This window comes from Rhodocytophaga rosea (assembly GCF_010119975.1).
GTDB classification, from domain to species: domain Bacteria; phylum Bacteroidota; class Bacteroidia; order Cytophagales; family 172606-1; genus Rhodocytophaga; species Rhodocytophaga rosea.
The window spans coordinates 1960890-1987476 of the sequence record NZ_CP048222.1; the positions used below are offsets into that span (position 1 = coordinate 1960890).

A 26587-nucleotide genomic window follows, 5' to 3' on the forward strand; every position below is an offset into this window, starting at 1 on the left:
GTCCGGTATACATGTATCAATGCAGAGAATTGTTTCTAACCCTGTATCACATCATTTTGCTGTTAACCTCTCCCCTTCTATTCCCGTATTACTAGGCACTAATGATTATAGTTTCAGCCAAAAGCCGGAATTATATTAATAAAGTATTCCGGCTTTTGGCTGAAACAGCATTGGTAATACAAAGAATATTTATGGCCATTTATACGTGTCTGAAAAGATAAGTATTCTGGTTCTGGTGGTTATGCATATATTGCCATTCGGCCAATCAGGAAATATTCCATGATTTTTAACTATCACGGCAATGAGCTTAAAAAACTATTTTGAAAAACGTGATTTCACCAGAACGCCCGAACCTCAGAAAGGTGAAAAAATTACCGGCGATACTTTGCACTTTGTAGTTCAACGTCACCAGGCTTCTAAATTGCATTATGATTTCAGGCTGGAGATGGATGGAGTGCTCAAAAGCTGGGTTATACCCAAAGGCCCTTCTATGAACCCGAAGGATAAGCGGCTGGCAGTAATGGTAGAAGATCATCCCCTGGAATACCGCACTTTTGAAGGAGAAATTCCGGAAGGCAACTATGGCGCAGGCATTGTTACCATATGGGATGAAGGAACTTATCAGGTAGCACCCGATAATGAAGAACCATCCGATGAAAAAACTTTGCTCTCACAGCTCAAAAAGGGAAGCCTGACATTTATATTGAAAGGAAAACGGCTCAAGGGTATTTTTTCTCTGGTAAAACTTCAGAAAGGCGATCCGGATTCCTGGCTGCTGATTAAGAAAAAGGATGAAGAAGCCACCGAAAAAGCCTATAATAGCGAAGATTTTGTAAAAAAAGCCGCCATTAAAACAACCCGGACCAGAAAAACTCAGAAAAAACCGTCTGCCGGTAAGCCCGATCCATCCCCCAAGGTCCTGCAATGGGAACAGAAGCGGCAGCAAAAGAAACAAAAGGAAACCGGTATGAAAAATCAAAAAACAGGCATAGCGAAGGAGTGGAAGTAGAAATAGCCGGACAAACCCTGAATTTAAGTAACCTGGATAAAGTTTACTGGCCAGACGAAGGCTATACGAAAGGTGATCTGATCAATTATTACAGGCAAGTAGCCAGATGGATGCTTCCTTACCTAAAAGACAGGCCACAATCACTGCACCGGCACCCAAATGGAATAAAAGAGGCAGGTTTTTACCAGCGTGATATCAAAAGCCAGCTGCCTGACTGGATCGAAACTGTTGAGATTTACTCCGAATCTACCAAACGTAACCTGGCACATATTCTCTGCCAGGACGAAGCCACATTAACCTATCTCAATAATCTGGGTTGTATTGAAATTCATCCCTGGAACTCGAGGGTACAATCACTGGAAAAACCCGATTATGCAGCTATAGATTTAGATCCCGGAGAAAATACCTATGACCAGGTAGTAGAAGTGGCCCTGGAAGTAAAACAGGTATTGGATCATGCCGGCGTTAGCTGCTATTGTAAAACCTCAGGTGCAACCGGTATGCACATTTTTGTTCCCCTGGGACGTCAGTATACTTTTGACGAAGCAGAAATATTTGCCAGACGAGTGGCTGAACTTGTACATGCCCGGCTCCCGGAATTAACCAGCCTGGAAAGAAGCCCCAAACAGCGCCGCAAACAGGTTTATATAGATTATCTGCAAAATAATATCGGACAATCGCTAGCGGCTGCTTACAGTGTACGGCCAATACCCGGAGCTACTGTCTCTACTCCCCTGCTCTGGAGCGAAGTAAAAAAAGGATTAAGTCCCTCTGATTTCAACATTCATACAGTACCAGAACGGATCAACCAGCTGGGCGATATTTTCGGAGGAGTTTTAGGTTCTGGCATTGATCTGGAAAAATGTCTGGAAAAGCTTAAATCCGGCTCGTAAAATAATAGGCTGTTCACAGATACTGGTACTTATGACTGGTATTGTACACCCTGGCTGAATAATTTTGCTGTTACACCAACCGTGGCCTGCCCACCTTATTATGTGCAACATTTCAATATATGGAGATCAATAATTACTAATCAAAGTAAAATCTGGTAGGTAATGTATATACTACTACATGTTCATTTGCTGATAGTTGAAAAAATATATATAAATTCACACTTTTCTAATAAAATTTCTTTTGAGTGTTGGACCAGAAGCCTGATATAAAAATACTACTTGTAGACGACCGGGAGGATAACCTTTTATCCATCGAAGCAGTACTGGGACAAGATAAATACTTGTATTCCAGGGCTAATTCAGGCAGGCAAGCCCTTAAAATCCTGCTTAAAGAACAGGATTTTTCCCTCATCCTGATGGATGTACAAATGCCTGATCTGAATGGATTTGAAACAGCTACCATGATCTATGACCGGGAGAAGCTCAAAAATATCCCTATTATTTTTATCACTGCCCACGATTATGGCGACGAAAATATGTATAAAGGTTATAAGGCAGGTGCGGTAGATTATATATTCAAACCCATTAATGCCGATCTGCTGAAAGCCAAAGTATCTGTTTTTATTGACCTCTATAAAAAGAATAACCAGTTGCGGCTGCAGGAGCAGAAGCTGAAAGCCATCAATAATGAACTGGAAGAAAGAGTAAGACAACGGACAGAGGAATTGTTGAAAAAGAATATTGAACTGGAATCTAAAAACCTGGAACTCAACAAGATCAATTACGACCTGGATAATTTCGTATATACGGCTTCTCATGACCTGAAAGGCCCGATTGCCAACCTGGAAGGATTAATCCATATGCTCAACCGCAAACTCAAGGACAAAATCACCGATGAGGAATTGCAGTTGTTTAACATGATCCACATGTCTATTTCCAAATTCAATCATACGATTAAAGACCTGACTGAAATTACCAGGGTGCAAAAAGACATGAATGAGGAACTGGAATATATTTCTTTTGCCGAAATTACTGACGATATTAAAAGAGATATTCAGAAACTGATTGATGAATCCAATGCGGTGGTTGTTGAAAACTTTGGAGTAGATAAAATTATGTATGCCCGTAAAAATCTCCGGAGCATACTATATAACCTGATTACCAATGGCATAAAATACCGCTCCTCTGACCGGGAAGCAGAAATTACAATTAGTACTTATCAGGAAGAAGATTTTATTGTGCTCTCTGTACAGGATAATGGATTGGGGCTAAATCCTAACCAGCAATCCAAATTATTCAATATGTTTAAGCGCTTACATACCCATGTAGAAGGTTCAGGCATTGGCTTGTATATTGTAAAGCGTATTGTGGAAAACAGCGGTGGGCGTATTCAGGTAGAAAGTGAACCGGGTAAAGGCACTACATTCCGGGTATATTTTAAAAAAGCGCTTGCTACCAACGGAACCCCTGTCATGAGCAGATAAAGAAACATATTGCCTTTCAAAATTTAATGGGTAACTTCAATTACAGGATTTTGAATAATAATTTTGCATCTGTTTAAAATCCATTATTCCGGCTACCAGCTTTTTCACATCCGCAAGTGTAGCGTTTTTATTTATCTAATTTCCCGTCTTTCTGAAGCCTTTCTATAATTTCGGGATTATTCCTGGGGTCCTGATTTGCTGCCTGTGAGTTAAAATGTATTTTCAGATTTTTATCTTTTCCTTCTGCCTCCAGGGGTTCATTAATGACAATCCAGGGCAGATAGGCCGAAGAATATAAAGGCTGAATAAAACCACAATACTGCCGCTTGCCATCTACTGTAACTACAAACATATGCCCATGTACGCTGGTCTGAAAGCCACTTAACTGGCTAAGCGGAATGGTAAGCGTTGCCGTATTATTGTCTGGGTTGTAGGATTTTATCTGGTTATAGCTGAGAAAAGGCTTTGTCTGAAGCTGTATTGTATCCAGATTCAACTGGGAATAATCGATATCCCACTTGTATGAATTCACCTGTTTTGCCAGATAGATTTCAACACCCTGTCCTGTCGAATATTCTGGTTTGGGGCTAGCAGATTCGCAGCCGGAAAAAAGCAAGCTACATAATAAAAAACACGTAAACAGGTATTTCATCTATTCAATCTGTTTGAATGTAGACAGCAGGGTTATACAGCCAGACTGTTTTCAGCAGGCTCAATGTGTAAGACCGGTGATTTTTTTACTCTTTTCTGTAAAGAATCCTGCATATATTCAGGCAATTCATCTACTGCCCTACAAAGGCAAGTAAACTTACATTTATAATCATTACTACTTTAAAAATAATCTTTCGCATAGCTGGTTGACTTGTATTTTAATTAGTTGAATCTCCCACCCTTATGTAATCAAGTAAAAGATGGGAGACTCATTATATTTTTCAGTTACCTTGTAAAAAGGTATTATAAAATTCTTATTCGGCTGCTACCGGAATAACACTCAGCAGTTTCAAGTTTTTAGGATCGCTGTAATCATACTGGGAAATACCATTGGTTCCGGTCACAATGGCTATGTTTTCATAAGGAATTACATCAAAGGCTTGTCCGGGTTTAGTACCCAGATGTGCTTTGTCAATGGCAAGCGGATCAGTGGCATCATATACTTTCAGTCCGAACGTACCATCGCAAATAAACAGCGTTTTATCATCAAGTCCTAAGCCATGTGGATTTCCCATAGGATAGGATTTAACCAGTTTGGGAGCCGCCAGGTCACTAATATCCACCACATCCAGTTGATTGATAAAACCGCCGCAGGTGTTGCCATTCCGCAAGGTTACATAGGCATATTTATCATCGGCTACAACCGGATCGCAGCTGCGTACATGGGCAAAGGTTGAGATATGTACCGGGCTGGCAGGATTGGCATTGTCGTAAATGTGCATGCCGGTTTGAGAGCCGATAAATAGCTTATCTTTATAAGGAAAAATCGTTTCTATACTCCAGCCTATATTAATCGCATTCATCATAAAAGGCTGTGTTGGCGTAGAAATATCGAACAGCTGCATATTTGCCTGGTCGATGGTATAAAGATAATTATCATATATAGTATACCTGGCCATAGAACCGCCAATACCTGGTTTGCTGCCTCCACCGGGAGCAGGTGAGCTATTTGCCCTGGCATCGGTAAGCATCGCATAACTACTGCCAAACCACATAAAGGGTTGTATATTAGCCGTATTACATTCACTGATCTGAGTGGTACGGGTTTGTTTCCAGTCCGTAATAATGCCTATACTAGGATCTATCTGCTGTCCGGCTTGAATAGTACGTGTCCAGGCTGGAAATATATCTTTTACCCGGCTTACCTCATGAATATTTTCCGGATCGCTGATATCTAATGCCACCAGGTCTACATGGCTGTCGGCGTAGAGAATATTGCCTTTCACAGCCATATCTATATTGCCGGGAATGTTAATAAACGCCAGATTCTCTGGTTTTGAAGGATCTGAATTATTGAACACATGAATACCTTTGCCAGGCTCATTTACCAGCAGGTAATTGCCAATGATATATATCTTTCCGGCTTCCCGTACAGGTTCTGCGGCCTGCCTGGCTACCGATGACCGTAATTCATCAAAGGTCAGGTAAACCGGCTCATACAAAGTATAGGTCAGCGTACGTTCGCATTCATCCTGGCAGCCGCTGTACAGCAGGAACATGCATACATAGAGCAGGCTGGTAAAGGCTGGAACCCTAATAAGTAATTTCTGTTTCATATCTGGATAAAGGTTTGGGTATTATAAAAGAATCAGGTTAGAGTAAAAAACAGCTAAGAGAACCTGGACTAATTCTCCTCGTTTGTAGTAACCAGGCTGATACAGGTAATTTCTACTACTTTGCCAACCATACAGATACTACCCAGATCAGGCCGTTCGGTATAGGCAATGCTTACCCGTTTGCCATCTATAAATTGCACATCATCGATAACAGGAGCAGGCAAGGGCGGTGTACCACAAAAGCCATAGTCATACACTGGCTCCAGGCGTTCGCCATTATCGAGTTCCAGCACAAATCCACAGCCGTCCACGCCCCGTAAATCGCGTATAGTTGCCGTTGTTCCACAGGCTTGTGCGGGCACGATTTCACTTTTCTGGCAGGAAGTAACCGCACTCAGCAGCAGCAATGAAAGCAATAATAACAGGCCATATAACCCATAATCTGCCAGGGATTTCATTTTTCTCAGTCTGCTTTTCAGGGTAATCATCGGTGGTATTATTAAAAGAATAATTTGACGTTGAACTTCTACACTTTAATGACCCAGGCATAGAAAAGATGGTTGCAAGGCGAGAAAAAATATTAAAAATTTAGCAGGTCAATCAGTAGGTGTTTGAGGAAACTGGCTTCAGACAATTTAATTGTTAATTTCAAACATGGAATCTGTTTTTAGATAGCATATAAGCTAAAAGAATTCTATCTTAGAAATATAGTTCGCTGAGTAATTATCTAAGCCATAAATAATGTGGAATAAACATAAAATCATATAGTATGAAGAACTCAAATTTTTATCTAAAAGTGGGTATCATAGTTAACATCTTTGTATTAGGCTATATCTTGTTATTTATAGTAACTGAATCTGGATGGTTAAGAATAGAAACTATATCTGAAGCCAGCATTGCTGTTATTATAGTTTTACTATTAAGCGCTATTGCCGGATATTTCTATTTGCCCTATTTCCGAAAGAAAGTCGGAATCTAATCTTTACAGCACTACTAATGAGCATGAAGTAATTAGCTTCGGGTAAATTGCTTGTAAGTAGAAACAAAATGCTTAATTAAGCAACTAAAACGTTTATTCCACAAAACAAAATGACTACTTGCAAGAATAAACCTCTTATTTAACCTGCCATTTGGTCAAACTCCTGGCAGAAGACTCTTTATTAAATAGATTAAGTTTGTAATTATGCCTTTTGCATCGGATACTCAACAAAGCAAATTGGCAATTATACAGAACAAAGTGCTTATTCGTTAAATGAAGATGGCTATTTAACAGGTTAAATGCATGTTTGTTTCCTGCAAATGGCTATTCCCTAATACAAAGTCTTTATTCACTCAATTGAAATAGATATTTAGCAAATACAATTGACTACTTGCTAATAGAAGTCGGCCATTGTCTAAGGTAGACTGGCTTTTCACCTACACTCATTTTTAAATGAGTACATAAACAGGCAATTTGCACCCTGTAAACTTTTATTCCGGCATTTTTGTACTCTAATCAAAACATTACCTATGTCCATATCTTCACAAATCGAATTATCAGGCATACAGAGAGTAAGTGAAGCGGTAAGTGTAACGCTTCGCAAAATGCGTGAATACACTCGTCCGGGCATGAGCACCAAAGAAATTGATGAATATGGAGGAGCCATTTTAAAAGAATTTGGTGCCAGATCAGCTCCCAAAATAAGTTATGGTTTTCCCGGCTGGACCTGCATCAGTGTAAATAATGAAGTAGCCCATGGTATTCCTTCGCATAAAACTATTTTGAGAGAAGGTGATCTGGTGAATATTGATGTATCAGCAGAACTGGATGGATTCTGGGGAGATAATGGAGGCTCATTTGTATTGGGGAACGATTTATATAATCACCAAGTATTGGTGGATGCTTCCAAAACAATCTTGTTCAAAGCCATTCAGCAAATCAAGGGCGGTGTCAGAATTGCCGAAGTAGGAGGTTTTATAGAAAAAGAAGCAAAGAAATCCGGGTTCCGGGTAATAAAAAACCTGGTGGGCCATGGCATAGGCAGAAAACTACACGAAGAACCTAGTGAAATACCCAATTATTATGACGCTATGAACCGGCAGCGGTTTAAAAAGAATTCAGTAGTAGCCATTGAAACCTTTATTTCTACCAGAGCCAGCATTGCCCATGACAAAGGCGACGGCTGGACGCTGGTGACCAAAGATGGAAGTTTTGTAGCCCAGCATGAGCATACCATCCTCATTACTGACCATACTCCTATTATTCTCACAGAAGCTAATCAGATCTGGAATTAGTTCTTTTTAGCCCACGGACCACAGACGACAGTCCACAGCAGAAGATTTTGTTTTGGAAACGATTTATTAAACCAAAAGCCAGCTACTTACCTGTAACTGGCTTTCTGGTTATTTCTTCGATTGTTAAAATAATAAATGCAAATAATCAATTTTCAAATGTTGTAATCTGCTATATCTTTAATCTATCAGAATAATTTCTCTTGTGGCGGCTTCACACCTTTCATACGCAGATACAAAGTAGCCTGTCCGCGGTGGTGAGTCTGGTGTTCAAAAGCTTTATGAAAGGCTAATTCTTTAGTAGTATCCATATTAAACAACTTTATTTTATCTCCCATACTGGCATCAGCCGTTCCTTCCAAGGCGCTCACCACAAAATCATAACTTTCTAATACCAGTTTTGAAAGTGCAGCTTTAGTTTTGTATTCCTCCATCGTTTCCAGTTTCTTACCAGCATATGGATTGGCTTTTCCGGAAGCAGCTGAAGCGAAAGCAAAATTAGCACCCGCCAGATGGATCATCTGCTCAGCAAAACTGCGAACCTCTGGATTGGGCTTGTAATTTACGCCATCTTCCGGCATAGCATCCAGGTATTCTTTGGTAAATTCTTTGGCCCGTTTCCAGTCGGCCACCATCTGGGTCTTGGAAATTGGATTGGGGTGAGCTAAAAGTAAAACCGGATATCCGTTAAATGCTACAAAACTGAATAGCAAAGCAAGCGTTTTAAGCAATAAGTGTGTTTTCATAAGAATTGGTTAATTGGGTTTGTAGCTTGTAAATTACAGTTTATTTAGTAAAATCAATATAAATTAAATGAATTAATCCTTTACTTCTTCCGGTGAATAATTGCCTGCAATTGCTGGTGTAGTACAGGAGAAGCAGCACAAAATGTAAAGTTTTGTTCGCTGCGGCTGAGCGGCTGCGAATAGTCTATTTTTTCTCCATAAAACCCGGTATACTTTCCTCCGGCTTCTTCTATCAAAATATGTGGGGCTACATTATCCCATATTTTACTCGTCCGGTTGAGTACGGCTGCATATCTGCCTCTGGCCAGCATGGCGAGGTCAAATACACTATTGCTGGAGCGTAAATTCCGGATATTCAATACAATTTCTGCCAGCAGGTGGCATTCCTCATAGGTAAACTGCGGATTTTCCTGGTGACCATCTATTCCATAAGCAACCAGTCCGGAAATAAGTTTGGTTTGTGTACTCACAGTAATTTTTTCGCCATTGCAAAAAGCGCCTTTGCCTTTTTCTGCCAGATACACTTCATTAAAAGCAGGCAGCACAATGCCACCTGCCATGGGTATATCGTTTTCCAGTAAGCCGATCATAATGCCATAGGTAGGAATACCGGCAGCAAAATTACTGGTTCCATCTATCGGATCTACTACCCAGGTAAAGGCAGAACCTTTATCTATCACGCCTGCTTCTTCATCAATAATATTATGGTCAGGATATTGTTTTTCTATTTCATTAATTATAAGACGGCCAATTTCAAGGTCCGTCTGGGTAAGCACCTGATTCGAATCACCAGATTTGATAGTGCCTGACACTTTGCCAAAATTCTTACTGGCTATATCAGCAACTAATTGCAGGGTTTGAGAAAGGAATGGTTGAAAAAGCATGTATTGAATACTTTGAAGATTATACCCTCGGATATTCCCAGGGTCCACGGTAGTCCCGGCTTAATAATTTGCTGGCTTCCGCGTCATTAAGGATCAATTCTTTTTCTCCATCCCATTTAATACTTCTGCCCGTTTTCAAACTGATCATGCCCAGCAAACTCATATTAGTAGACCGGTGGCCGATTTCTATATCACAAACCGGCAAGCTATTGCTTTTTATAGATTGCAGGAAATTTGCCCACAATGCACTAATATTCTGGTCATCGGGTTTATCGAGTTTAGGGTCTTCGTGCAGAACCCGTTTTTTACTATCAGTGGGGTAAAATGTCCAGCCTTGTTGCCAGCCCATGTGGAAAGTACCTTCTGTTCCATAGAAATAACAACCCACATTTTCGCCTTTTTCCGCATTATTGGCTGCAAACTGGCGGTGTTCCCACACAGCTGTAAAATCCTCAAATTCATAGCTTACTACCTGGTGATCCGGAGCCGTTGTATTATCTTTTTTAATAGCTCTTCCTCCGGTGGAGAAAACCGTTTTCGGATACTTTTCTTCTGTCCACCACAGAATCTGGTCCATCCAATGAATGCCCCAGTCTCCTAAGGTACCATTGGCATAATCCAGGTACTGTCGGAAGCCTCTGGGATGCATCGTTTTGTTATAGGGCGTTAAGGGAGCTGGTCCGCACCACATATCCCAGTCCATTCCTTTTGGCGGTTCTTCATCCGGCACCATCTGTCCAGGGCCACCTCCATAGTGTACAAATGCCCGTACCATCCCAATCTTTCCGGCCTTTCCGGATTTAAGAAACTCCATCCCAGACTTATTGTGCGGAGAAACCCGGCGGTGCGTACCCACCTGAACAATCCGATTATTGTCCCTGGCTGCTTTCACCATAGCCCTGCCTTCTTGTATGGTATGGCCAATTGGTTTTTCTACATATACATGTGCTCCTTGCTGTACAGCCATAATGGTAATGAGTGGATGCCAGTGGTCGGGCGTACCCACAATTACAATTTCAGGTTTTTCTTTAGTGAGCATCTCCCTGAAATCTTTATATGGTTTGGGTTTATCCCCACTCAGTTTTTCTACTTCTGCCATAGCTGGCAATAGTTGATTCTGGTCTACATCGCACATAGCTACTACCTTAGATTCGCCTGCAGCAATGGCACTGCGTAGTATATTCATTCCCCACCAGCCAGAACCTACCAGGGCTGTTTTGTATTTTTTGGTTTTCTGAAAATTTAAGGCAGGCATTAAAGGCAAAGCAGAATACGCTGAGCTGGCAGCAGATATTTTTATAAAGTCTCTCCGGTTCATAGTTAAAAAGGTGGAATGTTCGGGCTTGAAAAATAAATATTATTTCTTTAAAAGGATATAATTTCTCTAGAAAATACTTTCAATTTTGATTGATGGTTGTTCGTTATTGGTTATTGGCATGGCTCTATAAACATGGGCAGCATATTACATAAAATCTGGTTAGATATATTAAACATAATTTAAAGCACAAAAAAAGGGCGTTGAAGCCCTTCTTCTATATGGTAAATATCTTTGTTACTTAGCATAACTTACCGCCCGCATTTCACGGATAACGGTAACTTTGATCTGGCCGGGGTATTGCATGTCCTTCTCAATTTTCTGGGAAATATCATAGGAGAGCAAATTGGCTTTTTCGTCGGTTACGTTTTCGGCATCTACCATTACCCGCAATTCACGGCCAGCCTGAATAGCATAGCACTTGGTTACGCCCTGAAACGCTACAGCCAGTTCTTCCAGTTCTTTCAACCGTTTGATGTATGATTCCATTACCTCCCGGCGGGCACCTGGCCTTGAACCGGAGATGGCATCACAGGTTTGGATAATGGGTGAAATAATGGAAGTCATTTCAATTTCATCGTGGTGAGCGCCAATGGCATTACACACTTCTGGGTGTTCCTTGTATTTTTTGGCGAGTTCCATGCCCAGAATAGCGTGTGGCAATTCTGGTTCTTCCGGCCATACTTTGCCAATGTCGTGCAGCAATCCGGCACGTTTGGCCATCTTTGCATTCAAGCCTAATTCAGATGCCATCGTAGCACATAATTTTGCTACTTCCCGGGAGTGCTGCAACAGGTTTTGCCCATAAGAAGACCGGAAACGCATACGGCCTACCAGTTTAATTAACTCCGGATGCAGGCCATGTATACCCAGGTCAATCACGGTACGTTCACCCATTTCAACAATTTCATCCTCGATGTTTTTCTGGGTTTTGGCTACTACCTCTTCGATACGTGCCGGGTGAATACGTCCATCCTGTACCAGGCGGTGCAACGACAAGCGGGCCACTTCCCGGCGTACCGGATCAAAACCGGAAATAATAATGGCTTCAGGAGTATCGTCTACAATAATTTCAACACCGGTTGCAGCTTCCAAGGCACGTATATTCCGGCCTTCCCGTCCGATGATTTTACCTTTTATATCGTCGCTTTCTATGTTAAAAATTGATACGCAGTTCTCAATCGCATGCTCAGTAGCCGTGCGCTGAATGGTTTCGATTACTACTTTTTTGGCTTCTTTGGTAGCAGTAAGTTTAGCTTCTTCTACGATGTTTTTGATATAAGAAGAAGCACGGGTTTGGGCTTCATCTTTCAGGGCTTCTACCAGTTGATCACGGGCTTCGTCGGCGGTAAGATTGGCTATTTTCTCTAATTTGGCTACCTGTGAAGTACGTAATTTTTCGGCTTCGTCCCGTTTCTTCCCGGCTATATCCATTTGCTCGGTCAGGTTTTCTTTTAGGCTATCTAATTCGGCTTCCCGGCGTTTGTTCTGCTCAAGCATTTTGGCGATGTTCTGCTCTTTCTGAACCAGACTTTGTTCCCGCTGCTTGAGTTTATTTTCGTTGGTAATAATGATCTGCTTCTTCTTATTGGATTCTTCCTCAAACTCAGCTTTTAGTTTTAAAAATTTCTCTTTGGCTTCCAGAATGCGGTCTTTCTTGATATTTTCGGCACTGAGTTCAGCTTCCTTCACAATTTGTCTGGCTTTCTCGCGGGCTTCTTCTTCTTTCTTTTTGAATACTCTCCGCAACAGTATTCTTCCAATCAGTACTCCTGCCCCTAAGGCGAAGATACTGGTTATTAACGTGTACGCTAAGTCTGGCATATCTTTTTGTAGTTAAAAAGTAAAATATATGTACAAAAAGCAGAGCCTTAGAAACTATAGCTTCATAAAGGTAGGGAGGATACGAAAAGAAGAAATCTAATCAAATAAATACATCTTAATCATACAAATCTTTGTGCCTCAGCCAGATGCAATCAAAGCGCAGAAGTAATCAGATTGTCCAGACGTTCAATTTTATCTGAAACTGCGGAAGTGAAACCCGAGGTTTCTTCTTCCGACCGGATTTTCTCTACCATACATTCTATGGCAACCATGGCCAGTAGATCCTGTTTATCATCAATACCAAATTGTGTCTTATACAATCTGAGCTTATCGTTAATTGCTTTTCCGGCATTACGCAGCCTTTCTTCCTCAGCAGCCGGTGCTTTAATTGGGTATTCCCGATCAGCTATTTTTATTTTTAATGAAAGACTACTCATTACCAGTTTATATGTGTTGACTCAGATGAGCGATGCATTTATTTAGTTCTTGTATATATTCGTCTATTCTTGCCTTTATATCTGTAGTTTCGTTGGAATCTGCAGTTATTGAATCTACAAGTTTAATCATTTTATGATTAAATTGAAAATTATTTTGATTACTCTCCTGCTTTTTGGCCAGCGTTTTCATTTCAGCCGCCTGTTTTTTCACAGTTAGTTTTAATTCCTCATTTTCCTGGGTTGCCTGCTTGAGTTCTGCCTTTAAGGTATCGCAGATATCTATCAACTGCAGGGTTTTTTTCTCCAGGGTTTCAAATCTGGCTTGTAGATCTTCTTTTTTCATAACAGGCGATTGTTAAGTAGGATTACAAATTAAAATATTAAAAATTTGAATAGTATTTATTAGTATTCAAACCTTTACCATCATCAGTTTATAATCTGGTTCTGATGATTTACTTATGAGTAAATTTTATTCCTACAGGCAACTCGTATTTTAGATCCGGCTTCTGTTCAATTATTTATTACGAAGGCTTTCCTCTACCTGTGCTGGCCGGTTGGCTTCAATATATATACGTTTTACTTCCGGATATTTTGTCCGGATGATTTTTTCAATGCGATTGGTGGCTTGCTCAATATCAGCAGTAGACATATTTTGCCGGAACTGTACATTGAGCACCAGTAAAATTTCCTGCGGGCCAAAGTGCATGGAAAGAGGCACTTTAAAACTTTCTACCGAAGGTTCGCTTTGTACCAGTTTACTGATCTGACTAATCAGCCTGCTATCAGCTGCCTCTCCGATGAGTAAGCCTTTGCTTTCGTTCACCAGCATGACGGCAATTATTACCAGCACCAGACCAATCAGAATTGAAGCCACACCATCAATAAAAGGATTTTCCAGCGTATGTCCCAGAAAAACGCCAATAAAAGCAATCATCAGCCCGAATATGGCTCCTGCATTTTCGTACAACACCGCAAATACGGCCGGATCTTTACTGGCTTTAATGGCCTGCCAGTAACTTTGCTCTCCCCGTTCCACAGCAATTTGTTTGAGAATAATATAGGAAGACATGCCTTCAAAAAACAGGGCAAACCCAAGCGTAATATAATTCCAGAAGGGATCTGTGATAGGTTCCGGGTGCTGCAGGTGAATCAGTCCCTCATAGACCGACATACCCCCGCCAATTGCAAAAATAAGTACAGCTACAATCAGCGACCAGAAATAATATTCTTTCCCATGCCCAAAAGGATGTTGTTCGTCGGCAGGCTTAAGGCTTCGTTTCAGCCCCAGTAATAACAGCAGTCCGTTTCCAGTGTCTACCACTGAGTGGATGCCTTCAGATAGCATAGCCGAACTACCTGTAAAAGCTGCTGCAATAAATTTGGTGATAGCAATAGCTACATTAGCCGCTACTGCGCCATAAATACCTGCTTTAGAAGAACCTCCTGCCATTATAAATTGAGTCTTTGATGGTTTGTATATGTTTTTTAGTGTTGAAACACATATATGTGCAAATGATACAAGCTCTATACTTAACCCTGCCCATATGTCTACTCTGGCAAATATAATTTATGTACCTTAATAAAATATACCTTCCTGTAATTTAAACTAGCCGGGTAGTTGCACATGCCAGCCTCAAATTAGCATAAAAATACATGTTCATCTTAGTGTTTCGAATTACTCTTCGTAACCTTGTGGTGCATTTATTTAATTTGTATGAGAATTGCCGTTTCAATCCTGGTCATTTTCTTTATTGAGGCTCTGTTTTTACCTGTTTGCAGCTTTAGCCAGAATTATTTTATACGCACTACGCATGCAAACGAATTACAGGAATTTCTGCGCCGTACGCCTGACCGTATTCCGCTTGTATCTGCACATCGGGGCGGACCTGCTCCTGGTTTTCCTGAAAACTGCCTGGCTACTTTCGACCATACACTACAAAATACATATGCCTTAATCGAATGTGATGTGCAGCTCAGCAAAGACAGTATGCTGGTGATGATGCATGATGATAAGCTGGAACGTACCAGCAATGGAACCAGCAAAGTAGCAGATAAAACCTGGCAGGAATTACAGAAATTGAAGTTAAAAGACAATAACGGAACGCTTACCCCTTATTCTATTCCAACCTTAGCGCAGGTACTTCAATGGGCGAAAGGCAAAACGATTCTTACCGTAGATGTAAAACGGGGCGTACCTCCACAGAAAATTGTACAAGCTATACAACAGGAAAAGGCGGAGGGATACTCTGTCATTATTACCTACTCCATGGAAGCTGTCCGGCAATATCATCAACTGGATTCCAGCCTGGTGATTTCTGTAACCTGTAGAAATATAGAAGAACTAAACCGGCTCAAGGCATCTGGTATTCCTCCTAAAAATGTAGTAGCCTTTGTAGGAATTACTGAACCAGAACCAGCTTTATATGAAGCTCTGCATCAGAAAGGTATTTCTTGTATTCTGGGCACTATTGGCAACCTGGACCGCAGTGCAGAAGCCCGGCAAACGAATGTATATGCAAACCTTGTTAAAAACGGAGCAGATATTCTTGCTACAGACAAACCTATTGAGGCATCAGCTTCTATTGAGGAACTCATTCTCAAGAAAAGCTCTAAACGGAAGTTTTTCAAGAAGTAAGTAGTAAAGTTTATAAGTATAAGTTTCAGCAGGAGTTGATTATATGGAGCAACCATTTAGCCATTTTCCTGTATACAATCCAAAAAGTATAAATGTGTCAATAGAAATTGCGGCGTTATGTAGGCCATTTTAGCTAGTCAAATTTAAGGTGCGCTGTATTATCATTATAACTTATTACCAGGCCAACTTTAAGAGATTTTTTCAGTTCAGCTTCTACATAGGGAACCCAATCAGGCATTTTTTTAACCATTTCTATTAGCTTTTGATCCATCTTTGCAAAGTTTGGGGAGTCAGTTACCAATTCAATATTTTGTACCTTTCCATTTTCATCCAAAACAAAACTTACCCGGCTCTCATAGTTAGCAAAGCCTATGATAGGTTCTCCAAGTTCCTTTTCTGCTTGCTTTAAATTAGTATAAAAATAATTATTTAAGGCGTTTTCACCACCCGGAAATACAGGCAGAATTTTATTATCAGGTACTTTTGCCTCTTTAAATAATGGTAGCCATACTACTAATCTATTATTGGGTTGCCCATACGATAGAGAGAAAGAAAGCAGAATAATACTAAAACCAAAAATCAAGTTCGTTTTCATAGCAGACATTAGGATTAGATGATTGATTTAATACGTAAATTGCTGAGGGTAAAAGCATTCTGTGGTAAATTATTAACGCTTTCCTATTAGCTTTATTTCTTTTCATACAGACTTAAAATAGCCAAACTAGTTTGTTATTTAGCCCTTCTCTTTCCAGAATTTCTTTCCACATAATACCTGATGGCAATTTTGAGATTAAAGAAAATAGCCTGTTAACATTTTATAGTCAACAGGCTATTTTTTGCTAAATAGTATATTCTCAATACTTATTTCTACTCGAATAAAGCATTACTTTCTGAGAAAGTATTTTTCCTCCTGCGAACAGACATTAGAATGCTTGGTATTCCCTCATCGCCAATTATATGTATATGTTCGCAAGAGGTGATTCCAGTTGAAGGGAGTTGAAACAAACCAGACTCATGCGGACGAGAAGGAACATGCCGTTTTTCCCACTGCTGTTTTTCTTCTTCCAGTTTCTGTTTTTCCTGTTCAGTAAAATCGAATTTCGTTAGTTCAACCAGATCTGGCTGGCCTGCATCCACCCAGGCCGTGTACCAGAAATCACTTACCATTTTGATAGAAGCTTTCATACGCCGTTCTACCTGTCCGGCCAGCATCCGGTGATAAGCTTTGGAAAAAGCCTGTGAATATACCCGGACAGTGATATTGCCCCGCTGCTCGAAACTGTATTTTTTATCTTCGGCAAACTGTTTGGTGAGTTCTTTTTCAAAACGCAATACAGAATCTAGAGCCATATGCGAGCCAGCTACAGACTGCCAGGCTGTTTCCTGGGTGTCTGTGAGGTAAGTAGCGGTGCCTGAGAAAAAATCATAGTTGGCAGCAAAAAGCTCCGGCAACCGGGATTCCCACAAGCCATGAATGCCATGCTGCCCGGTAAGTTGTCCGTTATAATTTTCAGTAGTATGCAGCGGTACGTGTGCATCGCCGATATAATGGCCTAAGTCTGCTGAAATACGCAGGATACGGTTTACATCTTTTTGTTTAAATGCTTCGGTTAACTGGTACTTCATAAAGTTGATATGCCAGGGTACGATGCCATAAGTTTGCAGGGTATCTTCCGTATATTTTGCTACGGCTTCTTTCCAGTGGTGAGGCAGTTTATACAAAGCACTATCGCCATATACATCCATATCAATGTAATGCCTGGGTGCTTCTCCATCTACAGCATAGCGGCGTTTATCCGGATTTACGGCATTTTCAGTCAGGTACAAAATATAGTGCTTGTAGAAAACAATCATTTCTGGAGGTAATCCAAACACGGCCAGCCGGTTGATGCGCTGATGGGCATAAAATCCCCATCCATAACTTTGTATAGCTATGCTCATACACAGCAGAAAGGCAAAAATATACTTGGTCATTTTCAAACAGATGATGCAAGCAAGCTATCTAAATTTTATTCACTTATTTTGTAATTATTATTATTTAGCTTACATTTGCAATCCTTTACAGAAACAGGAACATAGCAAAGAATTATACAAGAAAATGGCAAATCATAAATCCGCTTTAAAAAGAATCAGGTCAAACGAAGCCAAGCGTGTAAGAAATAAATTTCAAGCTAAAACTACCCGTAGCTACGTGAGAAGGTTGAGAGATACCAAAGATAAGGCAGAAGCACAGGAATTATTTAAGACGGTAGCCTCCATGCTGGACAAGCTTGCCAAAAAGAATGTCATCCACAAAAACAAAGCGGCTAACAACAAATCTAAATTAGCCCGGCTGGTAAACAGTTTAGCATAGTAACATATTCGGATTTTCCTTACTGAGCCTTGTGTACACACACAAGGTTTTTTTGTTTACATACATCCCTTCCATTTGTATTAAGGATACTTATTTAAGTAGCCAGATTTCCGGCAAAAAATACGCAACCTTTTTCAAATAGCAGGATTTATGAACGTAGACAATTACCCTCACAATTTGAAGATCTTAAGCTGGGCTGAAGAAGATCGTCCGCGTGAAAAACTGATGCTAAAAGGAAAATCCGCCCTCTCCGATGCAGAGTTGATTGGCATTCTGATCGGTTCTGGTACCATCTCCATGAGTGCAGTAGACCTTGCCAAATTAATCCTTAATAATGTAGATAATAACCTGAATGAGCTTGCCAAACTTTCCCTCCAAGACTTGAAAAAATTTAAGGGTATCGGAGAAGCAAAAGCCATTAGTATCATGAGTGCGCTTGAGCTGGGAAGGAGAAGGAGAGAAAGTGAAGGTCCAAAGAAAATTCGCATTACTTCTTCCAACGATGTATATGACCTGATGGCTCCTCACCTGCTTGATCTGATGCACGAAGAATTCTGGGTAATTTTATTGAACCGCGCTAATACCGTTATAAAAAAAGTACAGGTAAGCGCAGGGGGTGTAGCCGGAACGGTTGCCGATCCGAAGATCATTTTTAAGATCGCCTTGGAAAATCTTTCCAGTGGTATTATTCTGGTACACAACCATCCATCGGGAAACCTGATGCCCAGCCAGGCTGATAAAGATATCACCCGCCGTATGAAAGAAGCCGGCAAACTGCTGGAAATACCAGTGCTCGATCACGTGATTTTCGCAGATAAATCCTGTTTCAGTTTTGCCGATGAAGGCATCCTGTAAAATCAGTTGGGATACAAATTTGGATTTTAGGTCTTTTTCGGCTTAAATTCGGATTTCAGCAAGGCAAAATCCGAACGGTTATGAAAAAAACAAATGCTATTTACTTCTACGGAATTATCGCTGCTGTTATTCTGATCCTAATATATACTTTTGCCGATACCCAGGCCAACGATAGCTACGTAGAGAAACTTACCAAATTCAGAAACGAAAAAGATGAGTTTTTCAAAAATTCTGATGAATCGCCCCTTGTTAAAAAAGAAGGCTTCACTGAACTCAATTATTTCCCTCCCGACCTTACTTACCGCATCAAAGCAAACATTGAATTAACGCAAGATACTTCCCGGCTGAAAATCCGGATGACAGGGGGTGAAGTTGAAAATTTTATTAAGTATGGCTACGCTACTTTTAAACTGAGGGACAAAGACCATAAGCTTCTCTTATTGCTCCGAATGGATGAAGAAGGCGGCAAAGACGAGCTATTTCTGCCTTTTACCGATAAAACCAATGGCTTCGAAACATATGGCGGTGGCAGGTATCTCGATTTAGAACTCGACAATAACGAAGAACTTATTATTGATTTTAATTTTGCCTATAATCCTTTCTGTGCGTACAACGATAATTTTACCTGTCCGATACCGCCGGCAGAAAACCAGCTGGATATTGAGATAAAAGCTGGTGAGAAAGAGTTTATTAAATAAGCGCTTCTATTCCTTTTTGTTTTACTTATATAAATCCGGCAGGTCAGTTTCAAACAAAGTATAAGGGTCCTGATAGAACTTCATAAAATCAGGCACACTGGGATGACCAGGATAGGGTGCATAATAATGTGTAGGGCTTTTCGAATCATTCCGCCAGACCAGTACATATGCCATTTTCATTTTTTCGGCTTTCAGCGATTTTAACAAAGAATTTGTCCACCAATCCGTATCCGGAATAGATTCTAAGCCAGTTTCAGTAAAAGCAGCCAGTTTCCCGGCTTTACGGGCATAGTCTGAAACAATTTTAAGCTTCTTTATTCCTGCCTCCAGATTGTAACTGCCATTGCGGCCAAAATCTCCGTAGTTATCCATGCCTACCATATCTACCCATTCATTGCCAGGATAGCGCTCGAGAAACTCTGCTTCCGAATTAAATTTGTTGTCAGGAGAAAATGCATACAAGAAGTTATGCACATTCAGGCTGTCTCTCAGGTATGCTACAGTAAAACGCCAAAGAGATATGAACTCTTCGCGGCTGCAATGAGGTTTTCCCCACCAGAACCAGCCTCCATCCAGCTCATGGTAAGGACGGAAGATCATTGGCACCAGTTTTCCATCATCTCCCTTTGCTGAGTTGGCAAGTTCAGATACAGTTTGCAGGATTTTCTTGTATTGTGCATGGTGAGAACCACCCGGAATAATATGTTTTACAGCCGGTGATGAAACAGAGTCTTTCCAGTAGAAACCTGTTTGGGGTGTAACCGGATTGGTAAAATGCCAGGCAATTGTAATAACTCCGCCACGGTTGTAGGTATCCGTAATTTGTTTCCGAAGCGATTGTTTGTTATTCTCAATTTCCTCCTGGGAACGCCCGGATAATCCGCTGAAATCTATGCCAATCACCGCCGGATGAGAGCCGGTAACAGATTTAACATCTGAACGTCCTTCCTCACCATACCAGCCATGACCATATTCAGTAGCATGCTGGTGACCAAACAAAATGTATTTTTCAGATATTTTTTGCAGATTATTGAATAAAGCAACTGTCTCTTTGGTGGCTTTCGCATCAGTTACTCCCTTTTTACCAACTGGCTCTGGCAGGGAAAAGCACGAAAATAAAGCCGTTATGATAAGTACTATATACAACCTGCTCATAGCTAAGGATAGTTAAAAAAATAAATTACTAAGTAATTAAACACAATTAAGTATAATATTTTCATCTACTTCAAGTTTTTTAAAATCAAGTTTAAAGTAAGTACCCAATCCTGAAAAGATGGTATAAAGTGCCTCCTTAAGCGCTTCTACAGACAGATAGTCTTCGGCTTTGAGCCAATGATATTTCACCTGCTTCCAAAATCGTTCGATCCTGTTAAGATGAGGACTATACTTAGGCAGCAAAAAGATGTATAATCCTTTCTGTTCCCATTCTTCTTTTTTGACTTCCCATAGGCCACATGTATGCCAGGAGGCGTTGTCTAAGACTATGACAGTAAACTTGGAAATAGATGTTGAGAAGGCCTCTACACATTCAATGATAAAGTCAGCGTTTAGACTCCCACTTTTCTGATAAGTAAGCAACTCATTATTTGTACTTAACAAGCCAAATACATTTATCCTTGTACTTCTTTGGGATAAAATAGGGGCGTGTTCGCCTTTTTTGATCCATCCATAAGGTACACAAGGGGTAAGGCAAAACCCTGATTCGTCTCCAAAATATAAATCTATACTGCCTGTCTGTGCCAAATAAAGCAAAGCATGTAATCGCTTGACTTTCTGCTCATATGCTTCTTTGTTTTGCAATGGCTTTATCCATTTACGGAAACGTTTCCATCGGTAGTCAATTTTTTTAAAAACCGCTTCAAGGTCATCTCACTCATAGCCGTGCCTAATTTAGCTTCTATCTCTCGCTTAGCTAATTTAAGTTGTTGTTTTTCTTTCTCTATGCTATTTTCCACTACTTCAACATGGGTAGCATTACTGGTAGTAAGGATGGGTTTTCTGCCTTTCCCTTTTTGGTTCTTTAACCCTACCACACCTGTTTTCTCAAAGCGATCAAACCACTTATAAATACTTAACTGACTTACTTGAAAAATGCTTGCTAACTTCTGTACTTGATAGCCTTGATTGGATAACAGTATACATTGGCAACGGTTACGTTCCTGATAACTTTTACTATCTTTATGAATCTTCTCTAAGTCTTGTTTTTGCTTGTCTGTAATCTTCTTGATATAACGCATAAGCAAAGATACAATTTGCCAAAATCTTATACTTAATTGTGTACTCTTACTTATACACTTATTGCTTAGGTACATTTAACCGCTGCCGTTCTGTTTTTACCCATTCCACAATTTGTTTTACCTGCTCCTGGCTTAGTTTTGTATCTGTATGAATGAGTGTATAAGAAGGAAGAGGCATGTGTCCTTCCTGCACTTCTTCTGCCGTTTCTTCCAGCTTATGATCCATCCTTTTCAGGTCATAGGTAGAGAAATCAGAGAAGTTAAGTTCAGATTTACCTTCCTCTATATGATGGTTAAGCCATAAGCCTATGGGGTTGACTGACGCATACCAGGGATAATTGGTATGATTAGAATGGCAATCGAAACAAGAGGCCTGCAACGTAGTTTTTATATGCTCAGGTACCTGTACATAATTGGTAAAATCCTTATTTCCACTGGCCTCTCCGTTGTTCGGGGCAGGACGGATAAACTGAATACCTACTAAAATAATAAGCAGCGCAATTAATATTTTCTTTTTCATAATTTAAATATACTTCAGAATGACGATCATTTAATGAGGCCGAACTTACAGAATTTGTATTTTAAAATGTACTATTGTATGGATTATAAAGTATGGCATACAAAAAAACCGCTTTAACAAGCGGCTTTTTTGTATGCAAACAGTGCGAGTTACAAATTAACTATTTTCAGGTTTACCAGCCACTACTTTTAGGTCAATAGTAAAATTATCATCAATAATTTTATCTGCGGCTGTTCCGATAATGGCGGCCCGGTATTTAATATCCCATTTTGTGCGGTTTACTTCGAACTTTGCAGTAGCTTCGGCCATATTTCCGTTGATTTTTACAGTAGCCGGAAAAGAAAGGGAATGTGTGATTCCTTTGATAGTCAGGTCACCAGTAATGGTATAATTAGCTTCACCAGCTTTAGCCTTTGCAATAGGTTCTGCTTTCGTGATTTTAAAAGTAGAAGCAGGATGTTTTTCTACAGAAAAGAAATCTTCGGACTTGAGGTGAGTAGTTAGTTTTGTATTAAAATCGGCATTCGTAAGGTCGGTGTCCGTAATTGTGGTCATATCCATCACAAAAACTCCGCCCGTCAGCTTGCTGCCCTGTACCGTCATTGAGCCTTTGGAAAGCTTTACATTGCCGGTGTGTTCACCGCCTACTTTTTTTGCATTCCAGATCAGCTGGCTTTTTGCCGGATCTACTGTCAGGGTTGTGGCTTTAGCTTTTAAAGCTGTTTTCTTCCCAGGATCATTACCTGCAGTAAGTGCCGTATAGCTGAATACCAGTGTCAGTACCCATACGGAGAGTGCGATTTTTTGAATTGTTTTCATCGGCTAAAAGGTTAGAACTAAAAAATTAACAAAAATTAATTGTTTGGTTTTAGGGAAACGATAAAATACTGATTCTGATATAGTTTAGCCTGCTAACATTTCATTATTATTACATGCAATGTTTACTGGCTTACACTCTCTGTTGGCGTACCTTGCTCTAAATGGTAAAACAAATCATGCTTAATTTTCTCCAGTTGTTGCAATTCCCATTGCTCAAAAGGAAGAATACTATTCATTTTCTTCTGGAGCCGGTGTGTATGCAAGCGGCTTTTGCTGCCGTAAAGTTTACTTGCTACGTGAGTTAAATTCAAATACGGTGTATGTAGCCAAGGAATAATCATAAAGTTGAATAAATATAGCTCTAGAGCTGATACATAAAACGGATATGTGCCTTCTAAATTTCGTTTTAATTCATTATTGGGCTTTTACCAGGATTGATCAGAGGCAATTAACACTGCCGGCGTCTTCCTGGTATAGAAACTTAATCTTTCTTAGGCGTACCAGCAGGCACCACAAGTTGTCCCTGATTAGCGGGAGTGGTTTGTGGCTTTTGCCCTGTTGGAAATTGTTTCTGGGCAGGATTTACCTGCGTACTATCTTGCTGCTGTAATTGTGCAGGCTCTTGTTTTACACCAGTTGAATCCTGTCCTTGTCCAGGAAATTGTTGCTGATCAGGTTTTACCAGAGTACTATCTTGTTGCTGACGCTGGCCTTGTCCTTGTGGCCTTACACCCTGCGTAGGCGCCTGACCACCACCTTGTCTTTGGCCGCCACCTTGTCCGCCACCCCCTTGCATACCTCCTCCATCATTCTGTCCGCCATTATCACCGCCTTCTTTCACATCATCATTATTGATGGATCTACTCCGCCGGCGGGAACCTCCGTCCATGCTCATTTTTCCAATGGTATAGCTGAAATTGATCTTGAAGTTCATATTCCGCATGGTATTAATGCTTTTCTGGTTAATAAGCGGCGACTCTACAGTGTTAGGCACTCTGATAGAAGTAGTAAAGAAGTTTTCTGCCCCAAAACCAATACTGCCCTTCTTCTCATTAAACTCTTTTCTGATGTTGAGACTGTATACACCAAAACCACCCTGAATACCCTGCAGATTTACCTGCCGGCCTCTGTAGAAACCAAACATTTGTAAGCCCCACCCTTTTGTAAGGCTGTAATTGGCAAAACCCCGGATGTTATATACAATACCTTCGTTATGAGCTGCGTACAGAAAATCAGCAATATTATTATCCAATACAGCATAGTAGATATCTCCACCGCCGTTCAATGAAAATTTGTTTGAGATACTCACATTGGCATTCACATTCAATCCATAGGCATTTTCACTGCCAATATTCTCATACGTAGTCTGGATTACTTCTTCCTGTCCTATTTTTGGCCTTCTGATCGATTGTATAGCGCCGGTTGTATTGCGCACGAATGCAGACATGGAAAGAGAAGTTTTCTTAATATAAGTATTATAACCTAACTCGAAATTATTGGTAAACTCAGGATCGAGTTGCGGATTCCCAAAAGACTCAAACAAAGGGTTAGGGTTCTGTACATTTGGGTTCAGGAATTGCAGGGAAGGACGCTGAATACGGCGGTTATAGGAAGCCTTCAACATATTGCCGTTTTTCAGCTTTCTGGAAATGTATACACTGGGTACCAGAGTTCCATAAGAGGGTATTTTGATTTCTTCGCCATCACTCTGAAACTGGGCAGTAATCGTGGTATATTCATACCTGGAACCAGCTTTCAGGCTGTAGTTCTTCAAAAAGTTAAAAGTATAGGTAAAATAGCCTGCTGTTACGTTCTGATCATAATTGAATATATCTGAAGCACGGTTTGGTGTAGGAAGATATTCGCCATCAGCACCCGTAGCAGACAGATATCTGAAATTACTAGTTACCTGCCGCATAATATTTTTTCCACCCAGTTCAAGTATCTGATTTTTGGCAATCGGTGTTATATAGTCTACCTGTATCGTTGATTCCTGGTTATAGCTGTCATTCAGGTTTTTAGCACGTTCTAGTATAGAAAAACCATCCTCATCCAGCGTACTCCGGACAAAGTCGTTGGTGCGGTTGTTCCGGCTATATTGTCCCTGAATGGAGAGTTCTTGTTGCGGCTTTTTAAAGTTGTGTGTATAATTCAGATTCACATCTACGTTATTGGATAAATCTTTCGTATCTACATCCTGAAGTCTGCTGCTGAAAGTTCCGGTCTGCAACTGGGTAGATTCAGTTAATAAATTATCCTGATAGGAACGCTGGTTTCTGGTACCAAACTGTACAGAAGCACTAATATAATTTTGCTTATTAATATCATAATCCCAACCCAGCTGATAACGACCAAACAGGTTATTGTTTCTGGTATCAGCCATCTGACGGTTTAATGAATTTTCAACCAGCGTACCATCGTTCTCATTATACTGGTAGGTTAACTGATTGTTTTCAAAGTTACCTCTCACGTTATACCCTGCCCGGCCAAACCCACCCAGCGAGAATCCCATTTTTCCTCTCCGGTAATTTCCATTTAAACCCAGGTTAGAACCACGGATACCCACTCCGGAATTAATATTCAATGAAAAACCTTCCAGCGTATTTTTCTTGGTAATGATATTGATAATCCCTCCAGAACCTTCGGCATCATATTTAGCAGAAGGAGAAGTAATTACTTCCACCGATTTAATCATATCGGAAGGAATCTGCTTTAAGGCATCGGCTATACTGCTGGCCGCAATCGTAGATGGCCGGTTATTGATAAGTACGGTAAGATTCTGGCTTCCCCTCAGCGAAACATTGCCATCCAGGTCTACAGATAGCATGGGTACTTTCCGCAATACATCAGTAGCATCGCCGCCTTTGTTGGTTGCATCGTTTTCGGCATTGTATACCGTGCGGTCTACCTTTTCTTCAAACAGTGTTTTCTGGGCTTCTACCGTTACTTCTTTCAATTCCTGTACGCTCGGACTCACTTTAATCGTACCCAGATCTACGGCATCTTTTTTATCAGAAATTTTTACATTATCAACCACTTTATCCTGGTAGCCTATGAATGAGATCACTATCTTATAAGTACCTTCTGATACTTTTAAAATAGTAAACTTACCATTATCATCAGCTACCGCCCCATCAATAGGTTTGCCGGTAGCAGGATCGGTAAGAGCGGCTGTTGCAAAGGGAACAGCTTCCTGATTGGTGGCATCTATCACTTTACCGGTAATTTTTCCTTTTCCTTTACCAGCTGCTGGTATCTGTGCCTGCACCTGATGTAAAACCAGGAATGTAATCACCAGAAGAAGCAAGTATTTTGTAAACGTTCTCATACCCAGATGAAA

The 26587-nt window shown here is 40.5% G+C and carries 27 protein-coding genes; 8 read left to right on the forward strand and 19 right to left on the reverse strand.

The annotated features are described in order from the left end of the window. The first annotated feature begins 301 nt into the window (after positions 1–301). The 3 genes from GXP67_RS37295 (at position 302) to GXP67_RS08270 (ending at position 3386) form a co-directional block, all read left to right on the forward strand. On the forward strand, positions 302–1009 hold the full coding sequence (locus tag GXP67_RS37295) for a DNA polymerase ligase N-terminal domain-containing protein (RefSeq protein WP_162442702.1): 708 nt from the start codon (positions 302–304) through the stop codon (positions 1007–1009). Beyond that, on the forward strand, positions 925–1902 hold the full coding sequence (gene ligD / locus GXP67_RS37300) for a non-homologous end-joining DNA ligase (protein WP_162442703.1): 978 nt from the start codon (positions 925–927) through the stop codon (positions 1900–1902). Before GXP67_RS37295 ends, ligD begins: the two co-directional genes overlap by 85 nt. A 245-nt stretch (positions 1903–2147) precedes the next feature. After that, the gene (locus tag GXP67_RS08270) at positions 2148–3386 is read left to right on the forward strand and encodes a hybrid sensor histidine kinase/response regulator (RefSeq protein WP_162442704.1); all 1239 of its coding nucleotides are present in this window, start codon (positions 2148–2150) and stop codon (positions 3384–3386) included. A gap of 127 nt (positions 3387–3513) precedes the next feature. On the opposite strand, the gene GXP67_RS08275 is transcribed toward GXP67_RS08270, so the two are convergent. The 3 genes from GXP67_RS08275 to GXP67_RS08285 form a co-directional block, all read right to left on the reverse strand. Beyond that, complete coding sequence (locus GXP67_RS08275) at positions 3514–4038, reverse strand: hypothetical protein (protein ID WP_162442705.1); 525 nt, start codon at positions 4036–4038, stop codon at positions 3514–3516. Positions 4039–4351: 313 nt separating this feature from the next. Next, complete coding sequence (locus GXP67_RS08280; protein WP_162442706.1) at positions 4352–5653, reverse strand: LVIVD repeat-containing protein; 1302 nt, start codon at positions 5651–5653, stop codon at positions 4352–4354. A gap of 68 nt (positions 5654–5721) precedes the next feature. Further along, positions 5722–6141: a hypothetical protein gene (locus GXP67_RS08285; protein WP_162442707.1), complete on the reverse strand. Its 420-nt coding sequence runs from the start codon at positions 6139–6141 to the stop codon at positions 5722–5724. Positions 6142–7162: 1021 nt separating this feature from the next. Between GXP67_RS08285 and map the strand changes: the two genes are divergently transcribed. Then, entirely contained in the window at positions 7163–7927 is a 765-nt protein-coding gene (map, locus tag GXP67_RS08290; RefSeq protein WP_162442708.1) for a type I methionyl aminopeptidase, read from the forward strand. Between the two features lie 185 nt (positions 7928–8112). Here map and GXP67_RS08295 read toward each other — a convergent pair whose 3' ends face one another. From GXP67_RS08295 to GXP67_RS08325, 7 genes are all read right to left on the reverse strand, one after another. Further along, positions 8113–8670: a DinB family protein gene (locus GXP67_RS08295; protein ID WP_162442709.1), complete on the reverse strand. Its 558-nt coding sequence runs from the start codon at positions 8668–8670 to the stop codon at positions 8113–8115. Between the two features lie 80 nt (positions 8671–8750). After that, a complete protein-coding gene (locus tag GXP67_RS08300) occupies positions 8751–9554 on the reverse strand; it encodes an inositol monophosphatase family protein (RefSeq protein ID WP_162442710.1) in 804 nt (267 codons plus the stop codon). A gap of 19 nt (positions 9555–9573) precedes the next feature. After that, positions 9574–10872 (reverse strand): Gfo/Idh/MocA family protein, encoded by a 1299-nt coding sequence (locus GXP67_RS08305; RefSeq protein ID WP_162442711.1) that lies wholly within the window; start codon positions 10870–10872, stop codon positions 9574–9576. A gap of 234 nt (positions 10873–11106) precedes the next feature. Beyond that, positions 11107–12693 carry a ribonuclease Y gene (gene rny / locus GXP67_RS08310; RefSeq protein WP_162442712.1) on the reverse strand — a complete coding sequence of 529 codons (1587 nt, stop codon included), beginning with the start codon at positions 12691–12693 and terminating at the stop codon, positions 11107–11109. 152 nt (positions 12694–12845) lie between these two features. Beyond that, complete coding sequence (locus tag GXP67_RS08315; protein WP_162442713.1) at positions 12846–13130, reverse strand: cell division protein ZapA; 285 nt, start codon at positions 13128–13130, stop codon at positions 12846–12848. Between the two features lie 7 nt (positions 13131–13137). Next, the gene (locus GXP67_RS08320; protein ID WP_162442714.1) at positions 13138–13473 is read right to left on the reverse strand and encodes a hypothetical protein; all 336 of its coding nucleotides are present in this window, start codon (positions 13471–13473) and stop codon (positions 13138–13140) included. Between the two features lie 171 nt (positions 13474–13644). Beyond that, the gene (locus tag GXP67_RS08325; RefSeq protein WP_162442715.1) at positions 13645–14580 is read right to left on the reverse strand and encodes a cation diffusion facilitator family transporter; all 936 of its coding nucleotides are present in this window, start codon (positions 14578–14580) and stop codon (positions 13645–13647) included. A gap of 264 nt (positions 14581–14844) precedes the next feature. Here GXP67_RS08325 and GXP67_RS08330 point away from each other — a divergent pair, with 264 nt between their 5' ends. Further along, positions 14845–15765: a glycerophosphodiester phosphodiesterase family protein gene (locus GXP67_RS08330; protein ID WP_162442716.1), complete on the forward strand. Its 921-nt coding sequence runs from the start codon at positions 14845–14847 to the stop codon at positions 15763–15765. A 133-nt stretch (positions 15766–15898) separates the two neighbouring features. Here GXP67_RS08330 and GXP67_RS08335 read toward each other — a convergent pair whose 3' ends face one another. Further along, entirely contained in the window at positions 15899–16369 is a 471-nt protein-coding gene (locus GXP67_RS08335; RefSeq protein ID WP_162442717.1) for an energy transducer TonB, read from the reverse strand. A gap of 263 nt (positions 16370–16632) precedes the next feature. Further along, complete coding sequence (locus GXP67_RS08340) at positions 16633–17739, reverse strand: zinc dependent phospholipase C family protein (RefSeq protein ID WP_162442718.1); 1107 nt, start codon at positions 17737–17739, stop codon at positions 16633–16635. Between the two features lie 124 nt (positions 17740–17863). Between GXP67_RS08340 and rpsT the strand changes: the two genes are divergently transcribed. The 3 genes from rpsT to GXP67_RS08355 all read left to right on the forward strand — a co-directional run bounded on the left by rpsT (position 17864) and on the right by GXP67_RS08355 (position 19671). Next, complete coding sequence (gene rpsT / locus GXP67_RS08345) at positions 17864–18118, forward strand: 30S ribosomal protein S20 (protein ID WP_162442719.1); 255 nt, start codon at positions 17864–17866, stop codon at positions 18116–18118. A gap of 150 nt (positions 18119–18268) precedes the next feature. Next, positions 18269–18973: a RadC family protein gene (gene radC / locus GXP67_RS08350; protein WP_162442720.1), complete on the forward strand. Its 705-nt coding sequence runs from the start codon at positions 18269–18271 to the stop codon at positions 18971–18973. An 80-nt stretch (positions 18974–19053) separates the two neighbouring features. Then, on the forward strand, positions 19054–19671 hold the full coding sequence (locus GXP67_RS08355) for a DUF1684 domain-containing protein (protein ID WP_162442721.1): 618 nt from the start codon (positions 19054–19056) through the stop codon (positions 19669–19671). 21 nt (positions 19672–19692) lie between these two features. Here the strand turns inward: GXP67_RS08355 and GXP67_RS08360 are convergent, their stop codons facing one another. The 7 genes from GXP67_RS08360 to GXP67_RS08390 all read right to left on the reverse strand — a co-directional run bounded on the left by GXP67_RS08360 (position 19693) and on the right by GXP67_RS08390 (position 26575). After that, the gene (locus GXP67_RS08360) at positions 19693–20826 is read right to left on the reverse strand and encodes a glycoside hydrolase family 26 protein (protein ID WP_162442722.1); all 1134 of its coding nucleotides are present in this window, start codon (positions 20824–20826) and stop codon (positions 19693–19695) included. A 36-nt stretch (positions 20827–20862) separates the two neighbouring features. Then, a complete protein-coding gene (locus tag GXP67_RS08365) occupies positions 20863–21471 on the reverse strand; it encodes an IS630 family transposase (RefSeq protein WP_232064508.1) in 609 nt (202 codons plus the stop codon). 5 nt (positions 21472–21476) lie between these two features. Further along, positions 21477–21908 (reverse strand): helix-turn-helix domain-containing protein, encoded by a 432-nt coding sequence (locus GXP67_RS08370; protein WP_162441276.1) that lies wholly within the window; start codon positions 21906–21908, stop codon positions 21477–21479. Between the two features lie 58 nt (positions 21909–21966). Continuing rightward, a complete protein-coding gene (locus GXP67_RS08375; RefSeq protein WP_162442723.1) occupies positions 21967–22428 on the reverse strand; it encodes a heme-binding domain-containing protein in 462 nt (153 codons plus the stop codon). A gap of 156 nt (positions 22429–22584) precedes the next feature. Beyond that, positions 22585–23247, reverse strand: a complete 663-nt coding sequence (locus tag GXP67_RS08380; protein WP_162442724.1) for a YceI family protein — start codon at positions 23245–23247, stop codon at positions 22585–22587. Between the two features lie 122 nt (positions 23248–23369). Beyond that, positions 23370–23588: a hypothetical protein gene (locus GXP67_RS08385; protein ID WP_162442725.1), complete on the reverse strand. Its 219-nt coding sequence runs from the start codon at positions 23586–23588 to the stop codon at positions 23370–23372. A gap of 140 nt (positions 23589–23728) precedes the next feature. Further along, on the reverse strand, positions 23729–26575 hold the full coding sequence (locus GXP67_RS08390; RefSeq protein WP_162442726.1) for a TonB-dependent receptor: 2847 nt from the start codon (positions 26573–26575) through the stop codon (positions 23729–23731). Positions 26576–26587: the final 12 nt, after the last annotated feature.

Excerpts from the sequence above, each read along its gene's own strand:
- GXP67_RS37295 (WP_162442702.1), top strand. The coding sequence starts at position 302 with ATGAGCTTAAAAAACTATTTTGAAAAACGTGATTTCACCAGAACGCCC.
- ligD (WP_162442703.1), top strand. The coding sequence starts at position 925 with ATGGGAACAGAAGCGGCAGCAAAAGAAACAAAAGGAAACCGGTATGAA.
- GXP67_RS08275 (WP_162442705.1), bottom strand. The coding sequence starts at position 4,038 with ATGAAATACCTGTTTACGTGTTTTTTATTATGTAGCTTGCTTTTTTCC.
- GXP67_RS08280 (WP_162442706.1), bottom strand. The coding sequence starts at position 5,653 with ATGAAACAGAAATTACTTATTAGGGTTCCAGCCTTTACCAGCCTGCTC.
- GXP67_RS08285 (WP_162442707.1), bottom strand. The coding sequence starts at position 6,141 with ATGATTACCCTGAAAAGCAGACTGAGAAAAATGAAATCCCTGGCAGAT.
- map (WP_162442708.1), top strand. The coding sequence starts at position 7,163 with ATGTCCATATCTTCACAAATCGAATTATCAGGCATACAGAGAGTAAGT.
- GXP67_RS08295 (WP_162442709.1), bottom strand. The coding sequence starts at position 8,670 with ATGAAAACACACTTATTGCTTAAAACGCTTGCTTTGCTATTCAGTTTT.
- GXP67_RS08300 (WP_162442710.1), bottom strand. The coding sequence starts at position 9,554 with ATGCTTTTTCAACCATTCCTTTCTCAAACCCTGCAATTAGTTGCTGAT.
- GXP67_RS08305 (WP_162442711.1), bottom strand. The coding sequence starts at position 10,872 with ATGAACCGGAGAGACTTTATAAAAATATCTGCTGCCAGCTCAGCGTAT.
- rny (WP_162442712.1), bottom strand. The coding sequence starts at position 12,693 with ATGCCAGACTTAGCGTACACGTTAATAACCAGTATCTTCGCCTTAGGG.
- GXP67_RS08315 (WP_162442713.1), bottom strand. The coding sequence starts at position 13,130 with ATGAGTAGTCTTTCATTAAAAATAAAAATAGCTGATCGGGAATACCCA.
- GXP67_RS08320 (WP_162442714.1), bottom strand. The coding sequence starts at position 13,473 with ATGAAAAAAGAAGATCTACAAGCCAGATTTGAAACCCTGGAGAAAAAA.
- GXP67_RS08325 (WP_162442715.1), bottom strand. The coding sequence starts at position 14,580 with ATGGCAGGAGGTTCTTCTAAAGCAGGTATTTATGGCGCAGTAGCGGCT.
- GXP67_RS08330 (WP_162442716.1), top strand. The coding sequence starts at position 14,845 with ATGAGAATTGCCGTTTCAATCCTGGTCATTTTCTTTATTGAGGCTCTG.
- GXP67_RS08335 (WP_162442717.1), bottom strand. The coding sequence starts at position 16,369 with ATGTCTGCTATGAAAACGAACTTGATTTTTGGTTTTAGTATTATTCTG.
- GXP67_RS08340 (WP_162442718.1), bottom strand. The coding sequence starts at position 17,739 with ATGACCAAGTATATTTTTGCCTTTCTGCTGTGTATGAGCATAGCTATA.
- rpsT (WP_162442719.1), top strand. The coding sequence starts at position 17,864 with ATGGCAAATCATAAATCCGCTTTAAAAAGAATCAGGTCAAACGAAGCC.
- radC (WP_162442720.1), top strand. The coding sequence starts at position 18,269 with ATGAACGTAGACAATTACCCTCACAATTTGAAGATCTTAAGCTGGGCT.
- GXP67_RS08355 (WP_162442721.1), top strand. The coding sequence starts at position 19,054 with ATGAAAAAAACAAATGCTATTTACTTCTACGGAATTATCGCTGCTGTT.
- GXP67_RS08360 (WP_162442722.1), bottom strand. The coding sequence starts at position 20,826 with ATGAGCAGGTTGTATATAGTACTTATCATAACGGCTTTATTTTCGTGC.
- GXP67_RS08370 (WP_162441276.1), bottom strand. The coding sequence starts at position 21,908 with ATGCGTTATATCAAGAAGATTACAGACAAGCAAAAACAAGACTTAGAG.
- GXP67_RS08375 (WP_162442723.1), bottom strand. The coding sequence starts at position 22,428 with ATGAAAAAGAAAATATTAATTGCGCTGCTTATTATTTTAGTAGGTATT.
- GXP67_RS08380 (WP_162442724.1), bottom strand. The coding sequence starts at position 23,247 with ATGAAAACAATTCAAAAAATCGCACTCTCCGTATGGGTACTGACACTG.
- GXP67_RS08385 (WP_162442725.1), bottom strand. The coding sequence starts at position 23,588 with ATGATTATTCCTTGGCTACATACACCGTATTTGAATTTAACTCACGTA.
- GXP67_RS08390 (WP_162442726.1), bottom strand. The coding sequence starts at position 26,575 with ATGAGAACGTTTACAAAATACTTGCTTCTTCTGGTGATTACATTCCTG.